At 68.9% G+C, this 22,449-nt stretch carries 21 protein-coding genes and 2 pseudogenes; 12 read left to right on the forward strand and 11 right to left on the reverse strand.

Annotated elements, in window-relative coordinates; translation table 11 throughout:
- Positions 1–107: 107 nt before the first annotated feature.
- The 4 genes and pseudogenes from OG870_RS00200 to OG870_RS00215 all read left to right on the forward strand — a co-directional run.
- Positions 108–587 (forward strand): hypothetical protein, encoded by a 480-nt coding sequence (locus OG870_RS00200; protein WP_266593339.1) that lies wholly within the window; start codon positions 108–110, stop codon positions 585–587.
- A gap of 94 nt (positions 588–681) precedes the next feature.
- Positions 682–1,212, forward strand: coding sequence for a SigE family RNA polymerase sigma factor (locus OG870_RS00205; protein WP_266593334.1), 531 nt, complete (start codon positions 682–684; stop codon positions 1,210–1,212).
- Positions 1,209–2,015 carry a hypothetical protein gene (locus OG870_RS00210; RefSeq protein ID WP_266593332.1) on the forward strand — a complete coding sequence of 269 codons (807 nt, stop codon included), beginning with the start codon at positions 1,209–1,211 and terminating at the stop codon, positions 2,013–2,015. The genes OG870_RS00205 and OG870_RS00210 overlap by 4 nt, the downstream gene beginning before the upstream one ends.
- Positions 2,016–2,415: 400 nt before the next feature.
- Positions 2,416–2,937 (forward strand): annotated as a pseudogene (locus tag OG870_RS00215) (IS110 family transposase); the annotation flags it as partial.
- Between the two features lie 561 nt (positions 2,938–3,498).
- Here OG870_RS00215 and OG870_RS00225 read toward each other — a convergent pair.
- From OG870_RS00225 to OG870_RS47965, 4 genes are all read right to left on the reverse strand, one after another.
- Entirely contained in the window at positions 3,499–5,145 is a 1,647-nt protein-coding gene (locus OG870_RS00225; RefSeq protein WP_266593330.1) for a hypothetical protein, read from the reverse strand.
- 120 nt (positions 5,146–5,265) lie between these two features.
- A complete protein-coding gene (locus OG870_RS00230; RefSeq protein WP_266593328.1) occupies positions 5,266–5,781 on the reverse strand; it encodes a hypothetical protein in 516 nt (171 codons plus the stop codon).
- 34 nt (positions 5,782–5,815) lie between these two features.
- Positions 5,816–6,346 (reverse strand): hypothetical protein, encoded by a 531-nt coding sequence (locus tag OG870_RS00235; protein ID WP_266593326.1) that lies wholly within the window; start codon positions 6,344–6,346, stop codon positions 5,816–5,818.
- 661 nt (positions 6,347–7,007) lie between these two features.
- On the reverse strand, positions 7,008–8,090 hold the full coding sequence (locus OG870_RS47965; RefSeq protein WP_405622988.1) for an AraC family transcriptional regulator: 1,083 nt from the start codon (positions 8,088–8,090) through the stop codon (positions 7,008–7,010).
- Between the two features lie 185 nt (positions 8,091–8,275).
- On the opposite strand from OG870_RS47965, the gene OG870_RS00245 reads away from it, so the two are divergent.
- From OG870_RS00245 to OG870_RS00265, 4 genes and pseudogenes are all read left to right on the forward strand, one after another.
- Positions 8,276–8,596, forward strand: coding sequence for an EthD family reductase (locus OG870_RS00245; RefSeq protein ID WP_266593322.1), 321 nt, complete (start codon positions 8,276–8,278; stop codon positions 8,594–8,596).
- A 364-nt stretch (positions 8,597–8,960) separates the two neighbouring features.
- A pseudogene (locus OG870_RS00255) lies at positions 8,961–9,422 on the forward strand (winged helix-turn-helix domain-containing protein); the annotation flags it as partial.
- Between the two features lie 1,574 nt (positions 9,423–10,996).
- Positions 10,997–11,512, forward strand: a complete 516-nt coding sequence (locus OG870_RS00260; protein ID WP_266593318.1) for an ATP-binding protein — start codon at positions 10,997–10,999, stop codon at positions 11,510–11,512.
- Between the two features lie 86 nt (positions 11,513–11,598).
- A complete protein-coding gene (locus tag OG870_RS00265; RefSeq protein ID WP_266593316.1) occupies positions 11,599–11,952 on the forward strand; it encodes a hypothetical protein in 354 nt (117 codons plus the stop codon).
- A gap of 680 nt (positions 11,953–12,632) precedes the next feature.
- Here OG870_RS00265 and OG870_RS00270 read toward each other — a convergent pair.
- From OG870_RS00270 to OG870_RS00290, 5 genes are all read right to left on the reverse strand, one after another.
- Positions 12,633–13,682, reverse strand: coding sequence for a LacI family DNA-binding transcriptional regulator (locus OG870_RS00270; RefSeq protein ID WP_266593314.1), 1,050 nt, complete (start codon positions 13,680–13,682; stop codon positions 12,633–12,635).
- Positions 13,683–13,886: 204 nt separating this feature from the next.
- Positions 13,887–15,290 (reverse strand): GH1 family beta-glucosidase, encoded by a 1,404-nt coding sequence (locus tag OG870_RS00275; protein WP_266593312.1) that lies wholly within the window; start codon positions 15,288–15,290, stop codon positions 13,887–13,889.
- A 315-nt stretch (positions 15,291–15,605) separates the two neighbouring features.
- The gene (locus OG870_RS00280) at positions 15,606–16,511 is read right to left on the reverse strand and encodes a carbohydrate ABC transporter permease (RefSeq protein ID WP_266593310.1); all 906 of its coding nucleotides are present in this window, start codon (positions 16,509–16,511) and stop codon (positions 15,606–15,608) included.
- On the reverse strand, positions 16,508–17,455 hold the full coding sequence (locus tag OG870_RS00285) for a carbohydrate ABC transporter permease (protein ID WP_266593308.1): 948 nt from the start codon (positions 17,453–17,455) through the stop codon (positions 16,508–16,510). Before OG870_RS00285 ends, OG870_RS00280 begins: the two co-directional genes overlap by 4 nt.
- Positions 17,456–17,620: 165 nt before the next feature.
- Positions 17,621–18,925, reverse strand: coding sequence for an ABC transporter substrate-binding protein (locus OG870_RS00290; RefSeq protein WP_266593306.1), 1,305 nt, complete (start codon positions 18,923–18,925; stop codon positions 17,621–17,623).
- Positions 18,926–19,494: 569 nt separating this feature from the next.
- On the opposite strand from OG870_RS00290, the gene OG870_RS47970 reads away from it, so the two are divergent.
- Both OG870_RS47970 and OG870_RS00295 read left to right on the forward strand, forming a co-directional pair.
- Entirely contained in the window at positions 19,495–19,668 is a 174-nt protein-coding gene (locus OG870_RS47970) for a hypothetical protein (RefSeq protein ID WP_405626645.1), read from the forward strand.
- Positions 19,596–19,802, forward strand: coding sequence for a hypothetical protein (locus OG870_RS00295; RefSeq protein ID WP_266593304.1), 207 nt, complete (start codon positions 19,596–19,598; stop codon positions 19,800–19,802). The genes OG870_RS47970 and OG870_RS00295 overlap by 73 nt, the downstream gene beginning before the upstream one ends.
- Positions 19,803–20,103: 301 nt before the next feature.
- Here OG870_RS00295 and OG870_RS47975 read toward each other — a convergent pair whose 3' ends face one another.
- Both OG870_RS47975 and OG870_RS00305 read right to left on the reverse strand, forming a co-directional pair.
- Positions 20,104–20,499, reverse strand: a complete 396-nt coding sequence (locus tag OG870_RS47975; RefSeq protein WP_443063423.1) for a hypothetical protein — start codon at positions 20,497–20,499, stop codon at positions 20,104–20,106.
- A complete protein-coding gene (locus OG870_RS00305) occupies positions 20,480–20,668 on the reverse strand; it encodes a helix-turn-helix transcriptional regulator (protein ID WP_266593302.1) in 189 nt (62 codons plus the stop codon). Before OG870_RS00305 ends, OG870_RS47975 begins: the two co-directional genes overlap by 20 nt.
- Positions 20,669–20,875: 207 nt before the next feature.
- Between OG870_RS00305 and OG870_RS00310 the strand changes: the two genes are divergently transcribed.
- Positions 20,876–22,000 carry an RDD family protein gene (locus tag OG870_RS00310; RefSeq protein ID WP_266593300.1) on the forward strand — a complete coding sequence of 375 codons (1,125 nt, stop codon included), beginning with the start codon at positions 20,876–20,878 and terminating at the stop codon, positions 21,998–22,000.
- The gene (locus tag OG870_RS00315) at positions 21,997–22,338 is read left to right on the forward strand and encodes a transcriptional regulator (RefSeq protein ID WP_266593298.1); all 342 of its coding nucleotides are present in this window, start codon (positions 21,997–21,999) and stop codon (positions 22,336–22,338) included. Before OG870_RS00310 ends, OG870_RS00315 begins: the two co-directional genes overlap by 4 nt.
- Positions 22,339–22,449 lie beyond the last annotated feature (111 nt).

Consider the following 22,449-nt stretch of genomic DNA (forward strand, 5'->3'; position numbering starts at 1 on the left):
GCACCCCCGCTGTCAGCCACCGCGCCGCCTCGGCTGCGCGACAGTCCGTTGGCCACCCCACACCGTCTGGAGCCCCAGCGCCGCGGAGTGTTGTGGTGGGGCGGGGTGTGCTGGGAGGCAAGCCGTGGTCGGTGACGCTGACGTACTACGCCACGTTCCCCAAGGGCTTCACCCCGCCCTCTCCGTCCGGCTTGCTGCACAGCCCGGCACCCAAGGGGCACAGCCTGCTGTGCACGAACGTCGTCATCGACGGCGCGCCGGAGGGACATACAACCGACCCCTGGGCAGGCTGCACCGTGGTCGACGGCACCCGCGACACCGACCACACCACCGGCGCCTCACTGGAGGGCAACACCGACAAGGGCAACACCGGCAGTCGGCTGTTCCTGGTCCATCCCGACGCCGCCGTCGCCCATGCCACGATGACCTTCCGCGACGGCCGGCACGCGACCGCAAAGGTGGCCGCCGTCCCCGGCACCGCCTACCGCGCCTACGCAATCCCCATCGCCTCCGGACAGAGCATCGCCGCGGTGGATGAATACGACGCCCACAACCGCCTCCTGAACCACAACACCCAGTGGCGCTGACCCCGTGTCCGGTCGGGGGCCGGGCCGACCACCGGCCCCCGACCACGGGATGCAGGACATTTCCACGATCTCAGACGGCAGGGACAGGCACTTCGTGTACCTCGGCAGGAACGGCGACGACGACACCGAATTCGTCCAGTTCGCCACCACGCGCTGGTCGCAACTGGTGCGCACCGCCTACATGCTCACCGGCGACTTCCACGAAGCCGAGGACCTTGTGCAGACGACGCTGATCAAGGTGTACACGCAGTGGCGGCGGCTGCGCAGGGACGAGACTGACGCGTACGTGCGACGCGCCCTGATCAACAACAATCGCAGCCGCCATCGCAAGCACCGCGTCGTTCACCTGCTCATGCCCTTCCTCCCGGACGCCACGGAACCCGATGAGGCCGCGGGCAGCGAAAAGCGGGATGTGCTGCTCAAGGCTCTGTCCGAGTTGCCCCCGCGGCAGCGCACCGTCGTCGTGCTGCGCTACTGGGAGGATCTGAGCATCGAAGAAGTCGCTCATGCACTGGGCTGCTCCGAGGGGACAGTCAAGAGCCAGGCCTCGCGTGCACTGGCCAAGCTCAGAACGCACCCGGCACTGGCCATCCAGTCCCTCACCAGCCTCGGAGATGCCCCGTGACCCGGCCGTCCCCCCCAGCAGACAGCGACAGCACCCCCCAGCATGAGCAGGCCCTGCGCCGCGCTCTGGCACGCACGGCCCACCAGCGGCAGCCGTCCGCCGCCCCTGTGCAGCAGATCCTCAAGGCCGGCCGGTCTCGCCGCGCCCACCGCCGCGCCGCCGTGGCGTCCGCAGGCGCAATCCTCGCCGTCTGCCTGACCGTGACTCTTTTCCTACCCGGCACCGAGGCGGAGAACATTCGCCCGCAGCAGCAGACAACCACCGCTTCTTCGCCCCGGCCCTCTCCATCGGCGGTGCCGCGGAGTGTTGTGGTGGGGCGGGGTGTGCTGGGAGGCGAGCCGTGGTCGGTGACGCTGACGTACTACGCCACGTTCCCCAAGGGCTTCACCCCGCCCTCTCCGTCCGGCTTGCTGCACAGCCCGGCACCCAAGGGGCACAGCCTGCTGTGCACGAACGTCGTCATCGACGGCGCGCCGGAGGGACATACAACCGACCCCTGGGCAGGCTGCACCGTGGTCGACGGCACCCGCGACACCGACCACACCACCGGCGCCTCACTGGAGGGCAACACCGACAAGGGCAACACCGGCAGTCGGCTGTTCCTGGTCCATCCCGACGCCGCCGTCGCCCATGCCACGATGACCTTCCGCGACGGCCGGCACGCGACCGCAAAGGTGGCCGCCGTCCCCGGCACCGCCTACCGCGCCTACGCAATCCCCATCGCCTCCGGACAGAGCATCGCCGCGGTGGATGAATACGACGCCCACAACCGCCTCCTGAACCACAACACCCAGTGGGATTGAACTCCTTGTTCCCACTCTCCTCGGAGGCACTTTCAGCCGGCGTGCGGGACGACGGCCGGGGGTCTGCCCGCACGCCCCATATGCCCATACCCGCTACTCCACGCGGCGGGCGTCGACTCCGCTTCCGACAGCGTCACTGTGCGGAATGACGTGACGCGAGGGTGGGGCATCGACGAGCCGAGCCAGCCACGCCGTTTCTTGGTGACTCCTCCCCCAGCTGAAGCCGGGGGCTTCTCGCTATGCCGGGTTGGCGTCGCGACGGACCAGCCCGGCCCGTAGCACGTGGGTGGCTGCCACGGTGTCGGCGTGCGCGTGGTGGCCCCAGGCCACGCAGTGGAATTTTTCCTGTGCGGGTCGGTTCTCCCTGGCGGTGTGCGTCAGGAACCCCGTTACCTTCTAGACCGTCGTCGTCACGGGCACCGACGCGGCCGCGGTGATCGTGCCCAAGCTCGCGAAGAACCTGGCCAGCCTGCTCGACCAGCGCAAGGAACTGGCCTCGGACATCGAGGAGTTGCTCAAGTCGCACCCTCTTTCCGAGCTCCTGACGTCGATGCCGGGGATAGGCGTCAGGACCGGAGCCAGGATCCTCATCGACGTCGGTGACGGCACCGCCTTCCCGACCGCGGGCCACCTCGCCGCCTATGCCGGGCTCGCTCCGGTGACCAGGCGGTCGGGGTCCTCGATCCGCGGCGAGAGCCCGTCCCGCAGAGGCAACAAGCACCTGAAACGGGCCTTCTTCCTCGCCGCGTTCGCCTCGCTGTCCGACCCGGCCTCCCGGGCCTACTACGAGCGGAAGAAGGCCGAGGGCAAGCGGCACAAGCAGGCCCTGATGTGTCTCGCACGCCGCCGCGTCGACGTGCTCTTCGCAATGCTCCGCGACGGCACGTTCTTCGAACCTCAAGCCGTCCCCCAAGCCGCCTGAAACATCACCAATCAACCGACCCGCCCCTTGACGAAAGAGATAGGGCCCCCATCCGGCATCGTTGATCGACTTGTTGAGCCCGGCTTTGGCGGCGGCCCCGTCGTGCAGGAAGCCGCCCGGCTGGTCGGTGCCGGGCTTGGGTTCTGGGGCCTTACTCATGTTGCGGATCTTCCTGCGGCGGCGCACCGCTGAGCATCGTCAAGGGCTACGTCGAGAACCAGAAACGCCCGGCATGACCGTCACCACAGACGCAGCGATCTGCGGCGCTTCGCCCCTCCGGGCCAAGGATCGCGCTCCCGCCCGCTGACGGCCGAGCCTCCCTGCGAAGAACAAGGGATGGCGGCCAGCGCTGCGGACATGGAGCCGCAGCCGGACGAGGCCGGCCTTGAAAACGTGATCGGCACCACGCCGCTGCCGGTCCGGCTGACCATCGAGGGAACGCCATGCGGACTCCCGCCGGGGGCCTGGCCTCCTACCGCATCGTGCAGCTAGGCGATGAATCCCACTCTTTGATCTCCTTGTCTTCGATGCGGAGCCGGACGGCGGTTTCGCCAATGGCGATCACTGCCGAGGAACCGTGCCGAGCAGGGCGAAGATCCGCCAGGCGGAGAGCGTGGCGTACACGTCACAGGCCTGGGAGGAGGCGGAGTCACGGAACAGTGACGGAGTGCCCGGGCAGCCCTGCAGGGAAGTCAGCCGGTCCGCCATCAGGGTGCGTTGGGCCGCGGTCGGGTGCCAGCCCGTGGCGTGCGCGGCGCTGAGGGCCGCCTCGGCCTGGTGCAGGGAGCCGGTCCGCAGCAGCTCCATCCCCTGTCGGGCAAGGGCGTCGGACGAGGGTGTGTTGGGCAACTCCGCGAGTCGGCCGTCCTTTTCGAGCCCGCTGACGGCGAGGTAGGTCGCGTAGCGGTGCTCGGCGGTGTCTGCCGGCCACGGTGTGATGTCCACGCGTGGAACCCGCAGATGGGAGCTGCGCAGGGCGGCGCTCACCTCGGACCACTGCTGGGCGGTCCCGGCGGAGAGTGGTGGCACGTCCTTGACCGCCTGTGCCGTGAGGGTCCGCCGGTCCGGGGTGCCGACGCTTCCCCCCGCCGCCTCCAGCACGGCCAGCCAGACGGCCTGTGCCCCTTGCCCAGAACGCTGCACGGTGCCGCGGTGCGCGCGCAGGGCCGCTGCGAGCTGCGGGTCCTGCGTGGGCAGTCCGGTCAGCGTCCGCAACGCCTCGACCTGGAACGACGCCTCAAGGTCTCCGTCTCGTTGCTGCACGGCCGAGAACAGACCGCTGGGGAGTCGGCGCGTCCACAGATACCGGCGCAGTGCCGCCGAACGGGCCGGCTTCGCGTGCAGCACAGTGAGGGACTCCGTGAGGGCATCGGCGATCTGCGGGTCTCCCACGGGCAGCGGTGAGGGGTCGAGGTTCGCCAGCAACTGGTCGCGCCGCCCGCTCAGCTCGACGTCGGCGATCCGGGCCAACCGGATGTAGGAGCAGGTCTCCAGGAAGGCGTCGCCGGACACAGGGCCGTGCTGGTTCGCGCCGGTGCGGGACCACCAGGTCCGCAGGGTGTTACGCAGTGCGGCGGGGGCCGGCAGTCCCAGGGCGGCGCGGGCCTGGACCAGGTGCAGTCGCTGAGTGAGGCTGGTGGCCGCGGCGCGGGTTCCGTCGGTGTCGAGCCAGCGCCGGGTGGTGGTGGCGGCGTTTCCCGTGAGGGGGGCGCCGAAGGTCTTGAGGGCCCGCAGTGCGGCTGTCGTGGCGGCCAGTTCCGCGCCTCTGTCGGGTACGCGGGTGTGCTGCGCCGCCGGGTCGGCGAAGTCGCCCCGCGGGGTGTGCATCGCCCGCAGCGCGGCAACGTCGGACGTGTCGTGCAGGCGCAGGTGCAGGGTCTGCTCGAGGAGCGCCAGATACAGCCGTCCCCAGAGCTGATCCCCCGTGATCTGGTCGGCGAAGACCTTCCGCGTCACGGGTTCGCTCAGCTGCCCGGGCTCTCCGAGGGCCGACAGCGCGGCCAGTCCGTAGGCGGAGTCGTACAGCCCGGGCCGGTCGGGGACGCTCGCGGAGTAGAGGCCGTCGTCCCCGCGAAGCCGGGCGAGGTCCGCCGCAAGGCGGCTCTGCTGCAAGGTCGTCGCGGGACCGGCCGCACAGCCGCCGAGGGCGCCCAGGAGCACGAGCACGGCGGCGAGCACCGCCACCGCCCCGCGGAGGCGAACCTGCATGATCCTTGGTCTCCTGCTGGTCGAAGGCGTGGCAGGGCCACAGGGCGAGAGGGGGACGAGAGGGGTGCGGAGTCGGCGGACGGATGCCCGCCGCGAGAACGGCGGGCACCGCAGGATGGGTCAGCCGACGCAGGCCTGGCTCTGCCCGTGAATGCCCAGCGAACTGGAACTGGCCGAGGCAATCGAGCAGACCTGCTCCCACGTGGTGTTCCAGGACGGGTACATGTACCCGTTCAGGTCGGCCTCGTAGGTGTTGCCGTTCTCCCAGTACTGGCTGGTGCTGTAGGTGGACACGTTCGGCGTGCCGGTGCAGTTGCCCTCCGGCCCGCCCGTACTCACGCCGACGCTGCAGCTCCACGTGAACGTCCCCACGGAACTGGCCAGGGTCGCCGTGTTACGGATGCGGGTCATACTCTGGAACGCGGCCCCGTGGTACGTCCAGGCGGAGGTCACCCACTTCGTGGGGTGGGCGACGCCGAAGTCCTTGTAGACACGCGCCTCGATCGTGTAGCCGGGCGACATCGCGGCGTCCTTGGTGGCGTTCTCGGCCGTGGCGAGGGGGGCAGTGGCCAGTACGGCACCTGCGACGGTGCAGGCGGCGATGGCGAGCCGGAGAGCAGTGGTCGTGCGCTTCACGATGTGGCTTCCTCTCTGAGATGGTGCCCTACGGTCAGTTCCACGTGTAGCCGATGTACGGACTGTCGATGACGTAGGACTGGTTGCCGCTCGCGATGGTCAGCTCGCTGTAGTACGGCTGGTTGTACTTCTGACCGCTGAAGGTCGGGCCGAGGAAGTGGCCGGTGCCGCAGAACCGCTGCCAGTCGCCGGTGGCAAGCTTGTTGGCGTTCGCGTCGCGGAGGTCGATCTCCAGGTAGAAACACCCGTTGGGCTTGGCGTCGATGTAGGCGTCGGAGTTGAAGTCCACACCAGCGAACCCTGTGTCGCTGGTACAGGCGCTGGCCGTGAAGGGCCCCCTTGTCTCCTTGTTGCAGCCGCCGGGATGCCAGACGATCTTCGGGGCGACCGTGGAAGGCCGGAGCGCGGCCTCGCGGCCAACTGTCGTCGTGAAGCCGGTCCGTGAGGCCGCGTTGGCCACGACCGTACCGGTGTGCGACGGGGCCGCCGACGCGGTGACGCAGGTGGTCGCGCCGGCAGCCAGTACCAAGGCGGCGACGGCGGCAGCATGACTGATTCTGTTCAAGGGTCTCCCCCATGGTTCCGGCCCCTGTCAGGTCAAGGGGCGGTGGTTGCTTTACAGGTGCAGGTCTCGGTTCAGCGGTGACGCGCATGCGGCGGTGCACGGCGTCGTGGAAGAGGGCTCCGTGCCACACCTGGTGGCCGTTTCCCAGAGACCTGCGCCCCGTACACAGCTCTCCCTTCGGCAGGTCGGAATGGGAAGGAGCGGAGCCTGTGCGACTCCGAATACTCCGTTGCCCGTTCCGGGGTTGCATCGCCGCATCGCCTCTGCAGGAAAGATCAGCGGATCGACGAGGGTTGAGGCGAATCCAGACTCGGCGGACTCTGTCCGCCGAGGAGCCGTCACCGTGGCGCAGCGCCTGCCGGACTGCCGGGCGCCTGCCTGTTCGCCGTGGCGTGGAAAGGCTAGGCCGACGACCGGCGATCGCGGCAGCCGGACAATCGCACTACTCGGGTGTGGTGCGAAGACGTGACTCGCTCGGTACAACCCGCGGGTCACACGGGGGAGGTTTTCCGAGGCACATGGAATCGGCTGTGCCCTTCACCGCTTCCCGAGAAGGTGTGGACGCTGATCGTCAGTTGCACACCCCGAAGCAGGGAGGTCGCGAGCTGAGCGCTCATGCGGAGCTCCGTGAGGATGCGCCAGACATCTCACGTCGGAGAGGTCATGCTCGCTGGCGGCTCGTTCGCGGTTGACGAGCCGGTTCACCTGCTTCTGGGTCTGGGGAGGGAGTGCTTACGGGCGGGCGACATCGTGTGTCTCTTCGCCAGCGAGCCGGTGGCATGCCGTAGCGGTTCTTGAACGCGCGGCTGAATGCCGCCTCGGACGTGTAGCCAACGCTCTCCGCAATGAGCGTGAGCGGAAGGGAGGTGTCACGGAGCAGGTCGGTGGCGGCGCCCAGGCGTACGTGCGCGAGATAGGTTGCTGGCGGCTTCCCGACGCGAGCGACGAACCGCGCAGCGAACGCCGACCGTGAAAGGTTGCACGCTCGGGCCAGCTCGTCGACTGTCCAGTCGTGGCCGATGTCTCGGTGGATAGCGCTCAAGGCCAGGCTGATCTGGGGGTCGAACGCACCGGCCAGCCAGTTCGGTTCGGCGTCCGAGCCAGCGGCCCAGGCGCGCAGAATCTGAATGAAGATCAGATCGAGGATGCGGGCGACCATCACCGCCGATCCTTGAGAGGGCGATTGCATCTCGAATACGAGCATCCTGTGTGCGACTTCGAGCCCTTCGAGCGCTGGACCGCGGTCACCGCGCAGTATGATCACGGCAGGCAGGCACCGGAGCAGGTGGCTCGCCTGTGGGGCGCCGATCGTGAATGTGCCGCAGAGCCAGCGCGCCGGCTCGGGTGCGCTGGTACGCACGATCGCTTGCGCGCGCTTGCCTGCGTCGCTGATGTGGTGCGTGTCACCGCGCGGGAGCAGGACGACATCGCCGCGGCTCAAGTGCTGGACGTGCGGGTCTCCGTCGACCCGAAGCACGAGTTCGCCTGCTTCTATGATGTGCAGGCTGCCGATATCGGCGAAGCCGATCGAGAAATTCCGCGGCGGAGCGTACGCAACGATCCGTTCTCCGCTCAGACGGGCGCTCCGGAGAAGCTCCGAGAGCAAGTCGTGCATTTGACCATCTGCGTTGAGGCCGAGTGCGGCGTCCTCAAGCGCTGGCGGATCGGCAAACGCTTGCGGCGATCGGAGTAAACCCTCTGGCATCGCTGGACGATCGGCAAGATTTCCCGGCGGAGCGGTCATGGTCGCTGTCCATTCCTCTGACTAGGTTTAGCAAACAGTGAGTGGGGCCATGACTCTGGGCACTCTGTCATGTGCCAACTTCTTCCATCGGCGAAGCACCTATGCCACTGGAATTGCTGACATCGTCGTCCGAGTCTGGGCCCGCTCGCTTGTATCAACCGAGACCAACAATCAAGAGGCCATCCATGACGGAGCAAGGCAAGCCGACCAAGATCAGCTTTGTCTATTCCAACCCCACCGACCCGGACACCTTCGAGGCGGCTTACCCCGACCAGCTCGCGCTCGCGCGCAAGCTCCCCGGACTGACTCGGCTGCAGACGTCGAAGGTGTGGCCCAAGGAAGACGGCAGCCCGACCCCGGCGTACCGACTGTTGGACCTGTACTTCGCCGACTACGCGGCGGCCAGCGCCGCCGCCGCAGAGGCGGGTCCCCTTGTCGCCGCTACCAAAGCGCACGCCACCGGAGGAGTAGTGATCGCATTCGCGGAAGTCCTCGAGGACGCTTAGTCTAGCGCCAAGATCCATAGAGATCTTGGCGAGGGGTTGTCCGGCTGGAGGCCGGGCAGCCCCCTTTCGCTGGGGTGGCCGGGGCGAGTTGCCAGGTTCCGCCTGTCTGGGTGAGTCCGAGGTTGATCAGGCGGCGGAGGTTGAGGGCGGCTGCCCGGGCGTGGGGCCAGGTGTTGTTGGCGATGGCGCCGCGGTAGCGCAGGCGGCAGTTGCCGTGCTGGACGAGCCAGGCGACCGCACGTTCGACCGGTGCTCTCCAGCGGCGGTGGGCGACCTGTGTCAGCGGCGGCCTGGAGATCGTGGTGCCGACGCATGGCCCGCGATGCCCGCCCCATCGGCGGTCTCACGCCACTATTCCGGAGGGATGAGATATCCCGATGGCGGTGGGCTGACGGCCGAGGAGCGGGATCGTCGTGAGCAAGTCCGGCTTGCGGCGGCTGACTTGATCGAGGCGGGGGCCAGTGACCGGGAGGTGGCCCGGCGGTTCCGGGTGACCCGGATGCCGGCGAACCGCCGGCGCCGGGCCCTGGCCTCGGGCGGCCGCCAGGCGCTGGTCTCCAAGGGCCCCGGTGGCGCCCGCTGCAAGCTCGATACCAGCCAACTACGTGCCCTGGAAGCGGTGTTGGAGGCTGGTCCGGCCGCGTGCGGCTGGAGTGACCAGTGCTGGACCTTGGCCCGCATCGGCGAGGTCGTGCGCCGCCGGTTCGGGGCCGAGTACACCCTGGCCGGGCTGGACCTGCTGCTGCACCGCACCGGCTGGAGCGTGCAGGTGCCGGCCCGGAGGGCCACCGAGCGGGACAGAGGTGTAAGTGCGCCGTACCAGGAGAGCGTGGACGCGCGGTCGGCGGGCCGGTAGGCGGTGATGTACACCTTGCGGTTGGGCCGGGCCGGCCCGTTCACGGTACCCCAACTCATCACGCTGCAGCGCGGGTTGTTGCGCATCACCAGGTCGCCGAACTTCTTCTCGCCTGGCAGGTAGACCGGCACTGAGTCCAGTTGGTGATGTGCGCCTTGGCGTCGCCGCATCGGGTACGGATGGGGTCCATGCCGTCGCCGGGGTGCGCGGTGTCCGGCGACCGGGCAGCGATGCTCTGCCAGGCCGACGGCGTCGCCGAAGCGTCTCCACCGCCCGTTGCCTGGCCGTGGGAAGCCCCGGCAGCAGTATGGCCACCGTTCCCGCCACCCCCAGGGCGACTCCGCACACCAGGGTCGCCGCCAAGCCCCCCAGATGACGTCGGCCGGGGCGCGCGCTGCCGGTGCCGTCGCCGGCCCAACGTCCGGTGGCGGACTCAATGGTGGCGCTGACCGGGGGCTGGTCCCGCTCATCGGTACGTGCCTTGGCCTCGGTCAGTTCCGCCTTGACGGCCTGCCAGTCCCGCTACCACTGCGCGCGATCCCCTCCACAGGCACCGACGTACGCCAGCGTGACATCCAGAGACGGCAGCAGTTGTCCGCCGGCCGCGCGTCGGACAATGCGGTCACCGAGTACCAGGGTGTCCCGGGCGAGCTGCCGATAGGGCCTGCCGACGGGCGCCACCGCACGACATGGGGGGGCGACCCCGCCCCGGCGGCTGCGGCGATCAGGGCCGCGTGCAGAGCAGGCTGCGCCCGGTCGGGGCGGGGACGTGCAGCCGCTCGGTCCGCGACGCCGAAGTGGCCGAGCAAGCAGCGCAAGGCCAGTCCGCCGTGCCGATCGCTGCCGCCGCCAGCGTGGCCTGTGTGCTTCCGCGTGACGGGATGGCCCCCGAGGAGCAGCCGGTCGGGAGGCGGATCCGGGGGGAGATCCGCGCCCGCCCTGTCCCCTGCAGCGCAGATGGTCAACACTTGCACTTGAGAGCGCTCTCATATTTGGGTATTGTCGCCGCTGAAGGAAGGCTGAGGCACTTCGAGGCGTGCACCTCCTGGACGTGGACGCAGTATCTGAGGTCGGAGAGTCGCCACCCCTTCCCCTTCCGGCCCATCGAAGGAGAGCTGTGTCCACAGCTCAGGTCAAAGGACTGGCCATGGTCCACCGCAGAGGCATCGCGATGGTGAGCGTCACCGCTGCCGCTTCAACCGCCGGTTCCGGCGGACAGCAGCACAACGACGCCTCGCCTGCCCGGCAGACCATCGTCGAAGCGGCAGCAGCCGTGGCGTCGCGGTCACCGGTGACGGGCCGGGCCACGCTGGGTGGCAGGCTGCGGTCGGTGGCGCTGGGCTTCTCAGCGTCATCCTGCTCGTCACAGGCGACGCGGAAGTGCCTGCTGGGCGCGCTGATCGTCGCGTCGGCCCCGCAGAGCGCGGAAGCGCCTGCAGGGCCTCCTGCGCAGGCACGGCAGGTCGGATTCAAGGCATTCCCGGACGGTGGCCATCCCGGCAGCAACGCCGCCACTCAGCCTCTCCCGATATCCGGAGTTCCCCATGAGCTACAAGGTCGCCGCGAACCCCGCGGACAGTTCTGACCCTCCAGGACCCGGAGCCGGCATCCCCGGCCCGCCCGTTGGCGTCCCCGCCCCGCGTGACGGACGTTCGCTGGCCCTGTCCCTGGCTCTGCCATGGACATCAACTGCGGCCGGCAAAGCCCGGACCCTGATACGTGTCAGTCTCCTCCACACAGGCGTCCCCGACTTCCTGACCCAAACAGTGGAGTTGCTCGTCACAGAACTGGTAACCAACGCCTTGCGCCACGCCGCCCCTCCCCTGAACCTGAGCGCCATCTACCGGCAGGCCGCAACCCCCGTCCTCAGCTGCGCGGTCAGCGACGGCAGCAGCGAACTGCCGGCGCTCTGCCACCCCTCGATGACCTGCGAAAGCGGACGCGGGCTGGTCCTGGTCGACAGCCTCTCCGACCGATGGGGCAGCCACCGGACCCCGGGCGGGAAGATCGTCTGGTGTGAACTGAACCTCTCGCTGCACCCCCGAGCTTTCATGGTCTGACCTGGTCACAACAGTAAGCTGCCGGATGCCGCGATGGCGGAGGTCGGCAGGAGACCTTGCACTGGCCGGAATGAGTCGAGGAGCCGATGCAGCGACGGCGGGCAGTCTCCCCCGAGAAGCGGTACGCGCAGCTGGTCGCGCAGTTCGCGGAGCTGGACGGGGTAACCATCCCTGGCGACGAGCCGGGACGGGAGGGAAGGTTCGGCGCTGCTGCGCTCAAGGTCGGCGGGAAGATTTTCGCGATGCTCGCGCAGGGCCATCTCGTGGTGAAGCTCCCGCGGGCCCGGGTCGACGAGTTGGTGGATGCCGGTGAGGGCGAGCGCTTCGACCCGGGGCACGGGCGGCTCATGAGCGAGTGGCTCAGCCTGAACCCCGGCTCGGAGCTCAGCTGGGACGGACTGGCCCATGAGGCCCTGGACTTCATCAGCCCTGCCCACTGAGCCGCACAAGGCCGACTTCCCAGCCCCGGGCGAGGCGCACACCGCCGATCCGGCGGCAGCGCAGGGGCGCCCTCGCACGGGCCTGGGGCATCGTGCGAGGCCGGCAACTCGAAGACTGCCTCGGACGACTTGTCAACTCTCTTTTGTCCTCGGCCCTGGGGAGTTGTCCGAGCTACTGAACTGTTGACCGTGCAGACCCGATCCTGGCCATAAGCGCGTCGACAGAGATCTCTCCGTCACGCGCGGCGGCCTCGCAGAAGTCGCTGAAGGCCTGGCCGGCGGAACATCACTACACCGATTGGGACTCCTGTCAGCCGGGCAGCCGGTACTGGCACTTCCAGCTGACCGAGGCCACCTCCCACATCCTCCTGGCGCTGCTCCTGGGAGTTGTCACCACGTGGTGGGTGTCAGACGTCGGGCGGCCTGACCCAGACGCCCTGGCGTGGCTGGTGGTTGCGGTGGCGACGGGTCTTCGACCGGATCGGTCGACGCGGTGGCAACCGGCATGCCGAGGCAGGTAGTCCACCATCCTCCCTGACCAGTGGAACTGCCTGATCAGGCACTCGACGCAACGCCGGCCGCCAAGGGAGGCAGAACCAACCGAGTCGACCAGGCCCTTGCGATCACCTGTGTCAGGGCATCTCCCCCGACCCCAGAGGAGGCGGAGGCTGGCGTCAGGCTCAGGCTGTACCCCGCCGGATCAGCCGGGTCGGGGTGACCACGGAGGACAGCGGACGGCCGCCGCTGCCATCCTGCGTCCGCTGGTCGAGGCTGCGCAGCAGCAAGCGCACCATCAGCCGGCCCATCTCCTCGATCTCCTGACGGACCGTCGTCAGCGGCGGGTCGGTCAGCTCGGCCACCGAGGCCATGTCATCGAAGCCGACGACGGCCACGTCGTCCGGCACCCGCCGCCCGTGCTCTCGCAGCACGCGCAGCGCGCCGGTGGCCATGAGGTCGGAGGCGACGAAGACGGCGTCCAGCTCAGGCGCCCGCTCCAGCAGCTCTGCCATGGCGCGGGCGCCGCCCGCCTCGGTGAAGTCCCCCTCGATCACCAGCCGGGGGTCGGCGTCCATCAGGATGTCGTGGTAGCCGTCGAGCCGGTCCACCGAGGCCGTCTGATCGAGAGGCCCGCTGATCGTCGCGATGTGCCCGCGCCCCAGTGACAGCAGATGGCGGACGGCCTCGCGGGCGCCGCCACGGTTGTCCGAGTCGACGTAGAGGAGGCTGCGGTCTCCCTCCGCGCCCGGCCAGCCGGGACGGCCGCCGAAGACGGTGGGCAGCCCCACCCGGCGGGTGATGGCGGGCAGCGGGTCCTCGGCGTGCAGGGAGAACAGCAGGGCGGCGTCCACGTGGCCGCCGGCGAGGTAGCGGCCGATGCGGTCGTAGTCGGCCGTGCCCTCCACCAGCAGCAGGACGAGCTGGGTGTCGTGGGCGGTCAGCTCCCGGCTGATGCCGAGCAGTTGCTGAGCGAAGAAAGGGTTGGCGAAGACCTTGGTCTCCGGCTCCGCGACGATGACGGCGACCGCGCCGGTGCGGCGGGTGACCAGGGCACGGGCCGCCTGGTTCGGTACGTAGCCCAGCTCCTCCACGGCCCGCCGTACCTTCTCCACCAGAGCCTCGCGCACCCCGCTGCCCCCGTTGACGACACGAGAGGCGGTGGCCCGGGAGACGCCGGCCCGTTCGGCGACGGCTTCCAGGGTGGGCCGGGACGCGGAGATCTGGTCGGACAAGGGAACGCTCCTCTCGGGACGGGAACAGCGTAGCTCCCGGCAGGCGAGTGTGAGCGACCGGGGAGAGCGCTCTCGCCCCTTTCACCCTACAGAAACGGCCCGGTCACATCGGCGCCGCGCGCCTCTGGCCGTAGGCCGTGCGCGCCCTGGACCCACCGCGGGCGGCTCACGGGGATCGGCCACGTCGGTGCTGTGACGGCCCGCTCACCTGAGCGGCAGGCTGCCGTGCGCCACGACGTCCGCGTACCAGCGGGCGCTGTCCTTGAGGGTGCGGCGCTGGGTGGCGAAGTCGACGTGCACCATGCCGAAACGCTTGCTGTAGCCGTAGGCCCATTCGAAGTTGTCCAGCAGGGACCACAGGAAGTAGCCGCGGACGTCCGCGCCGGCCGCCATGGCCCGGTGCACCGCCTCGAGATGCGAGCGCAGGTACGCGATCCGTTCCGGGTCGTGGACCTCGCCCTCCGGGTCGGTGTAGTCGTCGTAGGCGGCGCCGTTCTCCGTGACGATCAGCGGCGTGTCCGGCAGCTCGTCGCGCAGCCGGGTCAGCAGTTCGTACAGGCCGCCGGCGTCCACCGGCCAGTCCATGGCGGTGCGCGGGCCCGGTGCCTGCAGGAAGCGTGCGTGTGCCGGTGCGGCGGGCCAGGGCGAGGGCGCGGGGTGGGAGCCGGCGGCGACCACCGTGGGCGTGTAGTAGTTAATGCCGAGGGCGTCGATGGGCCGGGAGGTGATCTCCAGATCTCCGTCCCGGACGAAGGACCAGTCGGTGAGTAGCCCAGTGTCGGCCCGCAGGTCCCGTGCATAGTGCCCGCGGAACACCGGGTCCAGGAAGATCCGGTTGGCCAGCGCGTCGATCCGGCGGGCCGCGTCCTGGTCGGCGGGGCTGTCGCTGAGCGGGCGCACCGCGGCGAGGTTCAGGGTCAGCGACACCTCGGACGACGGGTGCACCAGGTCGCGCAGTACGCCGACGGCCAGGCCGTGGGCGAGATTCAGGTGGTGCGCGGCCCGCAGTGCGGCTTCCGGCTCGGTCCGGCCGGGTGCGTGGACGCCCTCTGAGTAGCCGAGGAACGCCGCGCACCACGGTTCGTTGAGCGTCGTCCAGGTCCGTACGCGGTCGCCGAGCGCGCCCGCCACGAGCGCGGTGTAGTCCGCGAACCGCTGGGCCGTGTCGCGCTCGGGCCAGCCGCCGGCGTCCTCGAGTTCCTGCGGGAGGTCCCAGTGGTAAAGGGTCAGTACGGGGCGGATGTGGTGGGCGTGGAGCTCGTCGACCAGGGCGCGGTAGAAGTCCAGGCCCTTCTGGGCGGCGGGGCCGCGCCCCGTCGGCTGGACACGGGGCCAGGACACGGAGAAGCGGTAGTCGGTCAGGCCCAGCTCGGCCATGAGCGCGACGTCTTCACGCATGCGGTGGTAGTGGTCGGCGGCGATGTCTCCGGTGTCGCCGTTGCGGACCTTCCCCGGTGTTCTGCTGAAGGTGTCCCAGATCGACGCCGTCCGGCCGCCCTCGTTCGCGGCCCCTTCGATCTGGTAGGCGGCGGTGGCGGCGCCCCAGCGGAACGTCGGCGGGAACGTCAACGGGGAGGCGGTAACCAGGTGAGGGGCAGTCGTGGTCATCAGGGCTCCGTGGGGGTCGTTGATGTCGTGTGGAGTGGCGCTGCACGGCCTTGCAGCGCTCAGGAGACGAACCGGGCATCGGCCGGCCAGGTCTCGCCCCCGGTCATGCACCGTGCGGTGGGGGCGTTTCCGTTGTGGTTCAGCGCCCTGTCATCGGGGCAGTGGATCGGCCCCCGCCCAGCGGCTGTTCGGCCCGAGCGCAGTGAGGCGGGGCGTGATGGCGCGCGTCGGGGCAAAGGGCTCGAAGAGCGGGGGCCGGCTTCAGGGGGCGCTGCGCGCCCGGCCAGTCAGCGCAGTGGGGGCGTGGGCGGCGTGCTATCCCTTCACCGCTCCCTGCATGATGCCGCCCACGATGTGCCGGCCCAGCAGGCCGAAGACGAGCAGCACGGGCAGCGTGCCGAGCAGGGTGCCGGCCATGATGACGGACTGGTCGTGGACGTATCCCCCGCCGAGCTGGCGCAGGGCGACCTGCACGGTCGGCTCCTGTGAGGACAGGGCGATGATCGGCCAGAAGAAGTCGTTCCAGGAGGCCATGAAGGTGAGCATCGCGAGCACCGCCATGCCGGGCCGCGCGATCGGGATGACGATGCTCCAGAAGATGCGCCGTGTGGAGGCGCCGTCGACCCGGCCCGCCTCGATCAGCTCGTCGGGCAGCGTCTGCACGAGGTACTGCCGCATGAAGAACACGCCGAAGGCGGACACGATGCCGGGCAGGATGACCGCCTGGAGCTGGTTGACCCAGTGCAGCTTCGCGATGACCATGAACAGCGGGATCACGCCGAGCTGTGGCGGGATCATCATCGTGCCGATCGTCAGGGCGAGCAGCGCGTTGCGCCCTTTGAACTGCAGCTTGGCGAAGGCGAAGCCGGCGAGGGTGGAGAACAGGACGGTGCCCACCGTCACCGCCCCCGAGACGATCAGTGAGTTGAGCAGCGCCTTGCCGATGTCGGCCTGCTCGAGCACCTGCTGGAAGTTGTGCATCAGGCTGCCGCCGGGCAGCAGCGCCGGCGGACTCTTGGCCAGGTCGGCGTTGGAGCGGGTGGCCGCGACGATCGTCCAGTAGAAGGGGAAGGCGGAGATGAGCGCGGCGACGATGAGGATCGCGTAGGCGAGACGGCCGCCGTGCTGGTGGCCTCCCGCCCGCCCCCCGCGCGGGCGGCGGGCCGGACGGGCTGCAGGGGCGGTCTTTTCGGTGCGCCGGGGCGTGGCCAGGGTGGTCATCGCTGGGCCTCCTTGCGGGTGCGGCGGCGCGCGATCACGGTGTTGATGAGCACCAGCAGCAGGATGAGGACGAACATCACCCACGCGGTGGCGGCGGCCCGGCCGAGGTGGAAGAAGCCCCAGCCCTCCTGGTACATGTACAGGCCGAGGGTCTGGTACTGGTGCGAGATGCCGCCGGACATGCTGCCCTCGAACAGCAGGGGCTCACCGAACAGTTGGGTGGCGCCGATGGTGGACACCACGACGGTGAACAGGATGGTGGGCCGCAGCCCGGGCAGGGTGACGTGCAGGAACTGCCGCCAGCGGGACGCGCCGTCCAGCTCGGCGGCCTCGTACAGGTCGGCGGGGATGGACTGCATGCCGGCCAGGTAGATCAGCGCGTTGTAGCCGGTCCAGCGCCAGACGACGATCGTGGAGACGGCGATCTGCGAGGCGAGGGTGCCGGACTGCCAGTCCACCGGGTGGACGCCGACCAGGCCGAGCAGATAATTGATCAGGCCGAAGTCACGGCCGAAGAGCTGGGCGAAGACCAGGGTGGCGGCGGCCACCGACGTGGCATACGGCAGCAGCATGGTGACGCGGAAGACGGTGCGGCCGCGCAGCTTGTAGTTGAGCAGGTGGGCCAGTCCCAGCGCCATCATCAGCTGCGGGACGGTGGAGATGACTCCGATGGTGAAGGTGTTGCGCAGCGCGGTCCAGAAGTAGTCGTCGCCGAAGAGCGCGGTGTAGTTGCCCAGGCCGCGCCACTCCAGCTGCCCCGGCGTTTGGAGTTCGACCCGGTAGAGCGAGACGTAGGCGGTGTAGAGCAGCGGGAACAGCCCGAAGGCGGCGAACAGCGCGAAGAACGGGGCGATGTAGGTGTACGGCGACAGCTTGGCCAGGCGCCGCCTCAGGGTGGCCGGCGGCCGCGCGGTCCGCGGCGGGGCGGCGGCGGTCAGGGTCATGGGTCAGACCTTCGGTCGGGGGCAGATCGTGGGGTCGGGGCACGCACGTCGGATGTGGGGCGCGAAGGACCGCTTGGGGGCGGTCCTTCGCGCCCGGGAGACAGCCGGCTGACCGGGCGCGCAGGGCGGCGGGTCGGGGGCGTGCCCTGCACACCCGAGGAGGCGTCAGCCGACCGCGTTGTCGATGCCCTTCTGCGCGTGGCTCCAGGCGGTGGCGGAACTGGTGCCCTTCTGCTCGACCTCACCGAGGGCATTGGTGATCTGCTGGTCCACGTCCCTGTCGTGCACGCCGAGCACCTGCACGGGAGAGGTCTGCGCCGCCGTGCCGAACAGCTCACCGATCGGCGCGTTGCTGAAGTAGGGGTCCTTGACGCCCTGGACTCCGGCGATGGCCCCGAGGTTGGAGGGGAAGCTGCCCTGTTTCTTGAAGAGCTTCTCCTGCTGCGGTGCCGCCGTCAGCCACTTGATGAAGGCGTACGCCTCCTTCGCGTGCGGCGAGGTCTTGGGGATGGACAGGTAGGAGCCGCCCCAGTTGCCGGAGACTCCGCCCGGCAGCGGGGCGACGTCCCACGTGCCCTTGCCGGCGGTGCCGGCCTGGCCCTTGATGTAGCCCAGCATCCAGGCGGGGCAGCCGATAGTGGCGAAGGAACCGCTGCTGAAGGCCTGGTTCCAGGACGGGGACCACTGGGTGAGCTTGGCGCTCAGCCCGTCCTTGGCGGCCTTGACCGAGGTGTCCCAGGCGCTCTTCACGGCCGCGTTCTTGTCGTAGACGAGCTTGCCGGAGGCGTCGTAGTAGCGCTCCTTCTGCTGGCCGATCATCAGCGAGTAGAGACTGCCGATGCTGTCGATCCAGTGGCTCTTGGCGCCGGCCTTGGCCTTGTACTGCTCGCCCAACTTCAGGTAGCCGTCCCAGCTGGCCCACATCTTGGCCAGCTCGGTGCGGCCGGTGGGCAGTCCCGCCTTCTTGAACAGGTCGCTGCGGTAGCAGATCGCCTCCGGGCCGACATCGGTGCCCAGGCCCAGCGTCCGGCCGTCGGCCGTGGTGGCGGCCGCCCACTTGGCCTTGGAGTAGTCACCCTTGAGGTCCTTGGCGCCCAGCGAGTTCAGGTCCACGAACTTGTCGGACATCTGCTGGGTGACCGAGGCGGTGCGGCCCACCTCGATGCCCTGGATGTCAGCCAGACCCCCACCGCCGGCGAGGTGAGTGTTCAGGGCCTGCCAGTAGTCGTTCTCCTGCTCGGTGCTGGTCTCCTTGATCGTGACATTCGGGTGGAGCTTCTCGTACTCCTTGTACAGGCCGGCTTCCTTGAAGCCGAAGGTGCCGAACAGGTCGATGGTGAGCGTGACCTTGCCGTTGTTGTCCGCGGACGACCCGGACGACCCGGATCCACAGGCAGCAAGGAGCACACCGGCAAGTGCGACCGCCCCGAGTCTGAGGGTGGTACGTCTGGCGGCTCGGGAGATGAGCATGGAAGCCTCCCATGGCTTCGGGACGGGATGCGAGGCGCCTTTTGAGAGCGCTCTCAAGCAGTGCCCTGGAGACTGCCGCAGGGGTGCAGACTCCGTCAAGACTCAAAGACGTAACGGAATAGATTGAGCCATGAGGTGCGGGCGCTCGCCATCAAGGCTGCAGCCATAGCCCGGGGCATGCCAGCCCTTGCGACCTACGAATCAACGCGCCGTGACCTTTACCCTTTCCAGCGAGGCACTCGGCAGGCAGCCGAGCCGTCGGCCTGTCAGGCAGGAGCGGATCCGGATCCCGCTGCCGTCTGCACCTGGCCTGAAAGAGAGAGTGGCGGCGCCAGGAGCCGAACTCGGGTACGGCACCTCGCGCCGCTGCGAGTTCAAGAGATCATTGGCCTCGGAGCGCAAGACCTGCCAGGATCCTGGGCGTGAGGTCTGGGGACACGGGGCCCGATTCGCATCTCGAGGAGGACAATCGGCGAGTGACTCGACCCGAGGACCGATTGCTCTCCCTGGAAGGGATCGAAGACGATCGCTGGGGGCCTGCGACGTACGACTCCTACCTGGTCACCACGGTGCATGCCCTGCGCCACAAGCCCATCGGCGCGCTGAGCGTCCAGGACCTGAGGCTGCCGATCGGGCAGAACATCGGTCTGACCCACCTCCTGCCGCGGCCATGGAGATACTCCGAGCGGATCTTATGGCCGCCGACGACTTCTACGAAGGGGACCTGCTCTCCGCCGTCATGACCAGCCGGACACCATGGGCCGACATGCCGGCGACGGCGCGCGAGCTGCACTCGATCGTCTCCGGGCTCAAAGGGCTGGACCCCTGGCTGCAGGAGCAGGCCGACACCTTCCTCGATGCCGTCGCGGACCTATGACGCGCCCCTGGGGGTGAGGGGTGACCTCGCTGCGGTCGCGGCCGGAGGGACTGGCCGAATCAGAAGAACTATGCGACTCGAGGGGCCGGGCGCCGCTCCCTCCTCGGGCAGGTGCGTATCCGGAAGCGAGGTTCTCGAGAGCGCTCTCTGGCAACGTCGAGCGGGGACGGCTCTGCGCGGCCAGGGTGCACGGCATGACAGATCGTATGGGCTCCGCCGTGTCTCGAGTGGCGTGGGTGACGGGCGCCAGCCGGGGAATCGGCAAGGGGATCGCGCGGGCCTTGGGTCAGGCCTGGGAGTCCTAGCTCAGACACCAGGGAGCAAGTAACCCGTCGGTAGCTTTCAGGGCTTCGCGGCGGAGGCCCTCTTCTGTTGGCGGGGCACGGTCTTGGTCTTGTTGAGGTGTCCGTACACCGTCGAGCGGGGTACACCGAGTGAGCTTGGGTCGGCGCCCGCCGACCCGGCCGCGGGCGCGTGCGGAGGCCAGGCCGTCCATCGTGTTGGCGACGATCAGTTCGCGCTGGAACAGGTCGGCGATCTGTTGGACGGTCTTTTCTCTGGCGTCGTAGAGCTGCTGGGCGAGGGCGGCCTGGTCGGGAACGAGGGCGGCGACAAGTGCTGCAACGCCGGATAGGAGTGGAACCAGGAGTTGTAAGCCCCGGTCGGGGTGGCCTGCGTCATCGGACGGCATCGGCATGGAAAATCTCCTCTACAGGTCTGGAAAAGAAGCCGGCCAGCGGAAGTGAGGGCGTGTAGCGGCCGGTCTCGACCGAATTGATGGTCTGGCGCGACACCCCCATGGCCTGGGCGAGCTGACTCTGGGAGAGCTCGCGCTCCACCCTGAGACGGCGCACGTCGTTCCTCACTGCTTACCATCCCTGGATGTCGACGCCTCCACTTTCGATGAAAAGTTGGCTTGACATGCCGCAGGCATCAAGCGGGCTTTCCATCGTTCCGCCCGAGCCTCCGACCTGCCGCCGACCCTGCCACCCGCCTGCCGAACCCGTTGCCACCATCAACCCTGCTCCGTATAGTCCTCTGCACGATAGAGTTCTCGCCGGTGGGGAGTATCCATGGAGCCAGAGGCAGGATTGACACGGGGCGCGGACCGCCTGGAGGCAGCCGGATTCGGTGCCCGAAGCGGCGCGGCCATACTGGATGCGGTGGTCGCCTACGCGATCCTGCTGGTCTGCGGATGGACCTGGATGTTCGTTTCGAATACCCCGGTCACCTCGTACGACCAGGCCGTTCCGGGCTATGTCAGCGCGACGGTCATGATTGCGGTGTGGCTCTATCTCACCGGCACGGTGGCCGGCGGTGGGACGCTGGGCATGCGGGCGACCGGACTCCGAGTTTGCCGCACTGACAGCGCCTGCCCGCCGGGCCCGGCCAGAGCCGTGGTCCGCTCCCTCGTCCTGGTCGCCGCCGTCTGGCTGCTGTCGGAGGTCCACCCGGCGATTGTTGTGGCGTACTTCCTGCTGATGCTGGTCATCCCCGGCCACCGCCTGCCACATGACCTGGCCGCGGCCACCAAGGTGGTGCGCGTGGCAACCAGCGCCGCACCTGCGGTGACACCCCTGCCCGTGCCGGTCCGGCCGAACATTGACCCCGCCGAGGCGCGGTCTGTCCTGGCAGACCTTGAGCATCTGCGGCGACGTTCCGCAGGGGATCTACACCGGGCATCAGTACCGATGATCGTCCTCGGCCTGATCGAACTGGTCGGAGCGGGAGCCGACCTGCAGCAATTCGGCGACCTGTTCGTTCTTCCCTGGCTGTACTGGGTAGTCGCCGGGCCGATCGGCATCGCAGTCACAGCGTGGTGGTATCGCCGGTTCCGGCTGAGTGACGGTGCCGGGCCTGGGGAACGCGACATCGTCGTCATCGCTGTCATGGCCGGCTGCGCGGCGGTCCTCGGCGCGTTCCTCTCGCTCGGCGGGGCGATCACCGCAGCGGGTTTCCTCGCCGTGGGACTCGTCCGGCACAGCCGGGTCCTGACCACTGCCGCAGCCGCATCGTGCCTCGTCATCGGGCTGGAACAGCCCCTCCATGCGCTGTCGACCGGTCTGACCAACACGTATCCGAAAATGCCGGCGGCCCACCTGCTCGATCAGCACGGGACGACCGTCATCCTCGCACTGCTGGGTATGAGCCTGTTCGTCGCCGGCAGTCTCACGTTGCGCCAGGAGCAGAGTCGATGAATGACGGGCATACAGAGCAGCCGCATCCTTCCGTCGGTCTCAACGACGTGGTGCACCACCGTGCCCGGCTCGGGATCCTGACCGTGCTCGGCCAGGTACGGAAGGCAACATTTCCCTATCTCAAGTCGCAGCTCCGGCTTACCGACGGCAACCTCGGCCGGCACCTGGAAGTGCTGGCCGCCGAGGGGCTCGCCACTCTCATCAAGGGGTACGAGGGCCGGCGGCCCCGGACCTGGGCCGAGATCACCGATGCTGGCGATGCGGCGCTGGCCGCCGAGATCGCCACCCTCAAGCAGCTCGTGAGCCAGTTCGAGGAGCACGGGTCCTCACCGCGGTGAGACCGTTGATCCCACCGGGTGGCGCCTGCAGGGGCACCGGCAACACCTCGTCGCCGGCCACTGTCAGCATCATGTTCACTGCAGAGGTGGTCCACACAGCGTAGGCCCTGG

Source organism: Streptomyces sp. NBC_00461, assembly GCF_036013935.1.
Taxonomy (GTDB): domain Bacteria; phylum Actinomycetota; class Actinomycetes; order Streptomycetales; family Streptomycetaceae; genus Streptomyces.

Excerpts from the sequence above, each read along its gene's own strand:
- OG870_RS00315 (WP_266593298.1), top strand. The coding sequence starts at position 21,997 with ATGAATGACGGGCATACAGAGCAGCCGCATCCTTCCGTCGGTCTCAAC.
- OG870_RS00280 (WP_266593310.1), bottom strand. The coding sequence starts at position 16,511 with ATGACCACCCTGGCCACGCCCCGGCGCACCGAAAAGACCGCCCCTGCA.
- OG870_RS47975 (WP_443063423.1), bottom strand. The coding sequence starts at position 20,499 with ATGCCGATGCCGTCCGATGACGCAGGCCACCCCGACCGGGGCTTACAA.
- OG870_RS00295 (WP_266593304.1), top strand. The coding sequence starts at position 19,596 with ATGGAGATACTCCGAGCGGATCTTATGGCCGCCGACGACTTCTACGAA.
- OG870_RS00265 (WP_266593316.1), top strand. The coding sequence starts at position 11,599 with ATGCAGCGACGGCGGGCAGTCTCCCCCGAGAAGCGGTACGCGCAGCTG.
- OG870_RS00245 (WP_266593322.1), top strand. The coding sequence starts at position 8,276 with ATGACGGAGCAAGGCAAGCCGACCAAGATCAGCTTTGTCTATTCCAAC.
- OG870_RS00290 (WP_266593306.1), bottom strand. The coding sequence starts at position 18,925 with ATGCTCATCTCCCGAGCCGCCAGACGTACCACCCTCAGACTCGGGGCG.
- OG870_RS47965 (WP_405622988.1), bottom strand. The coding sequence starts at position 8,090 with ATGACCGCTCCGCCGGGAAATCTTGCCGATCGTCCAGCGATGCCAGAG.
- OG870_RS00285 (WP_266593308.1), bottom strand. The coding sequence starts at position 17,455 with ATGACCCTGACCGCCGCCGCCCCGCCGCGGACCGCGCGGCCGCCGGCC.
- OG870_RS00260 (WP_266593318.1), top strand. The coding sequence starts at position 10,997 with ATGAGCTACAAGGTCGCCGCGAACCCCGCGGACAGTTCTGACCCTCCA.
- OG870_RS00310 (WP_266593300.1), top strand. The coding sequence starts at position 20,876 with ATGGAGCCAGAGGCAGGATTGACACGGGGCGCGGACCGCCTGGAGGCA.
- OG870_RS00275 (WP_266593312.1), bottom strand. The coding sequence starts at position 15,290 with ATGACCACGACTGCCCCTCACCTGGTTACCGCCTCCCCGTTGACGTTC.
- OG870_RS00225 (WP_266593330.1), bottom strand. The coding sequence starts at position 5,145 with ATGCAGGTTCGCCTCCGCGGGGCGGTGGCGGTGCTCGCCGCCGTGCTC.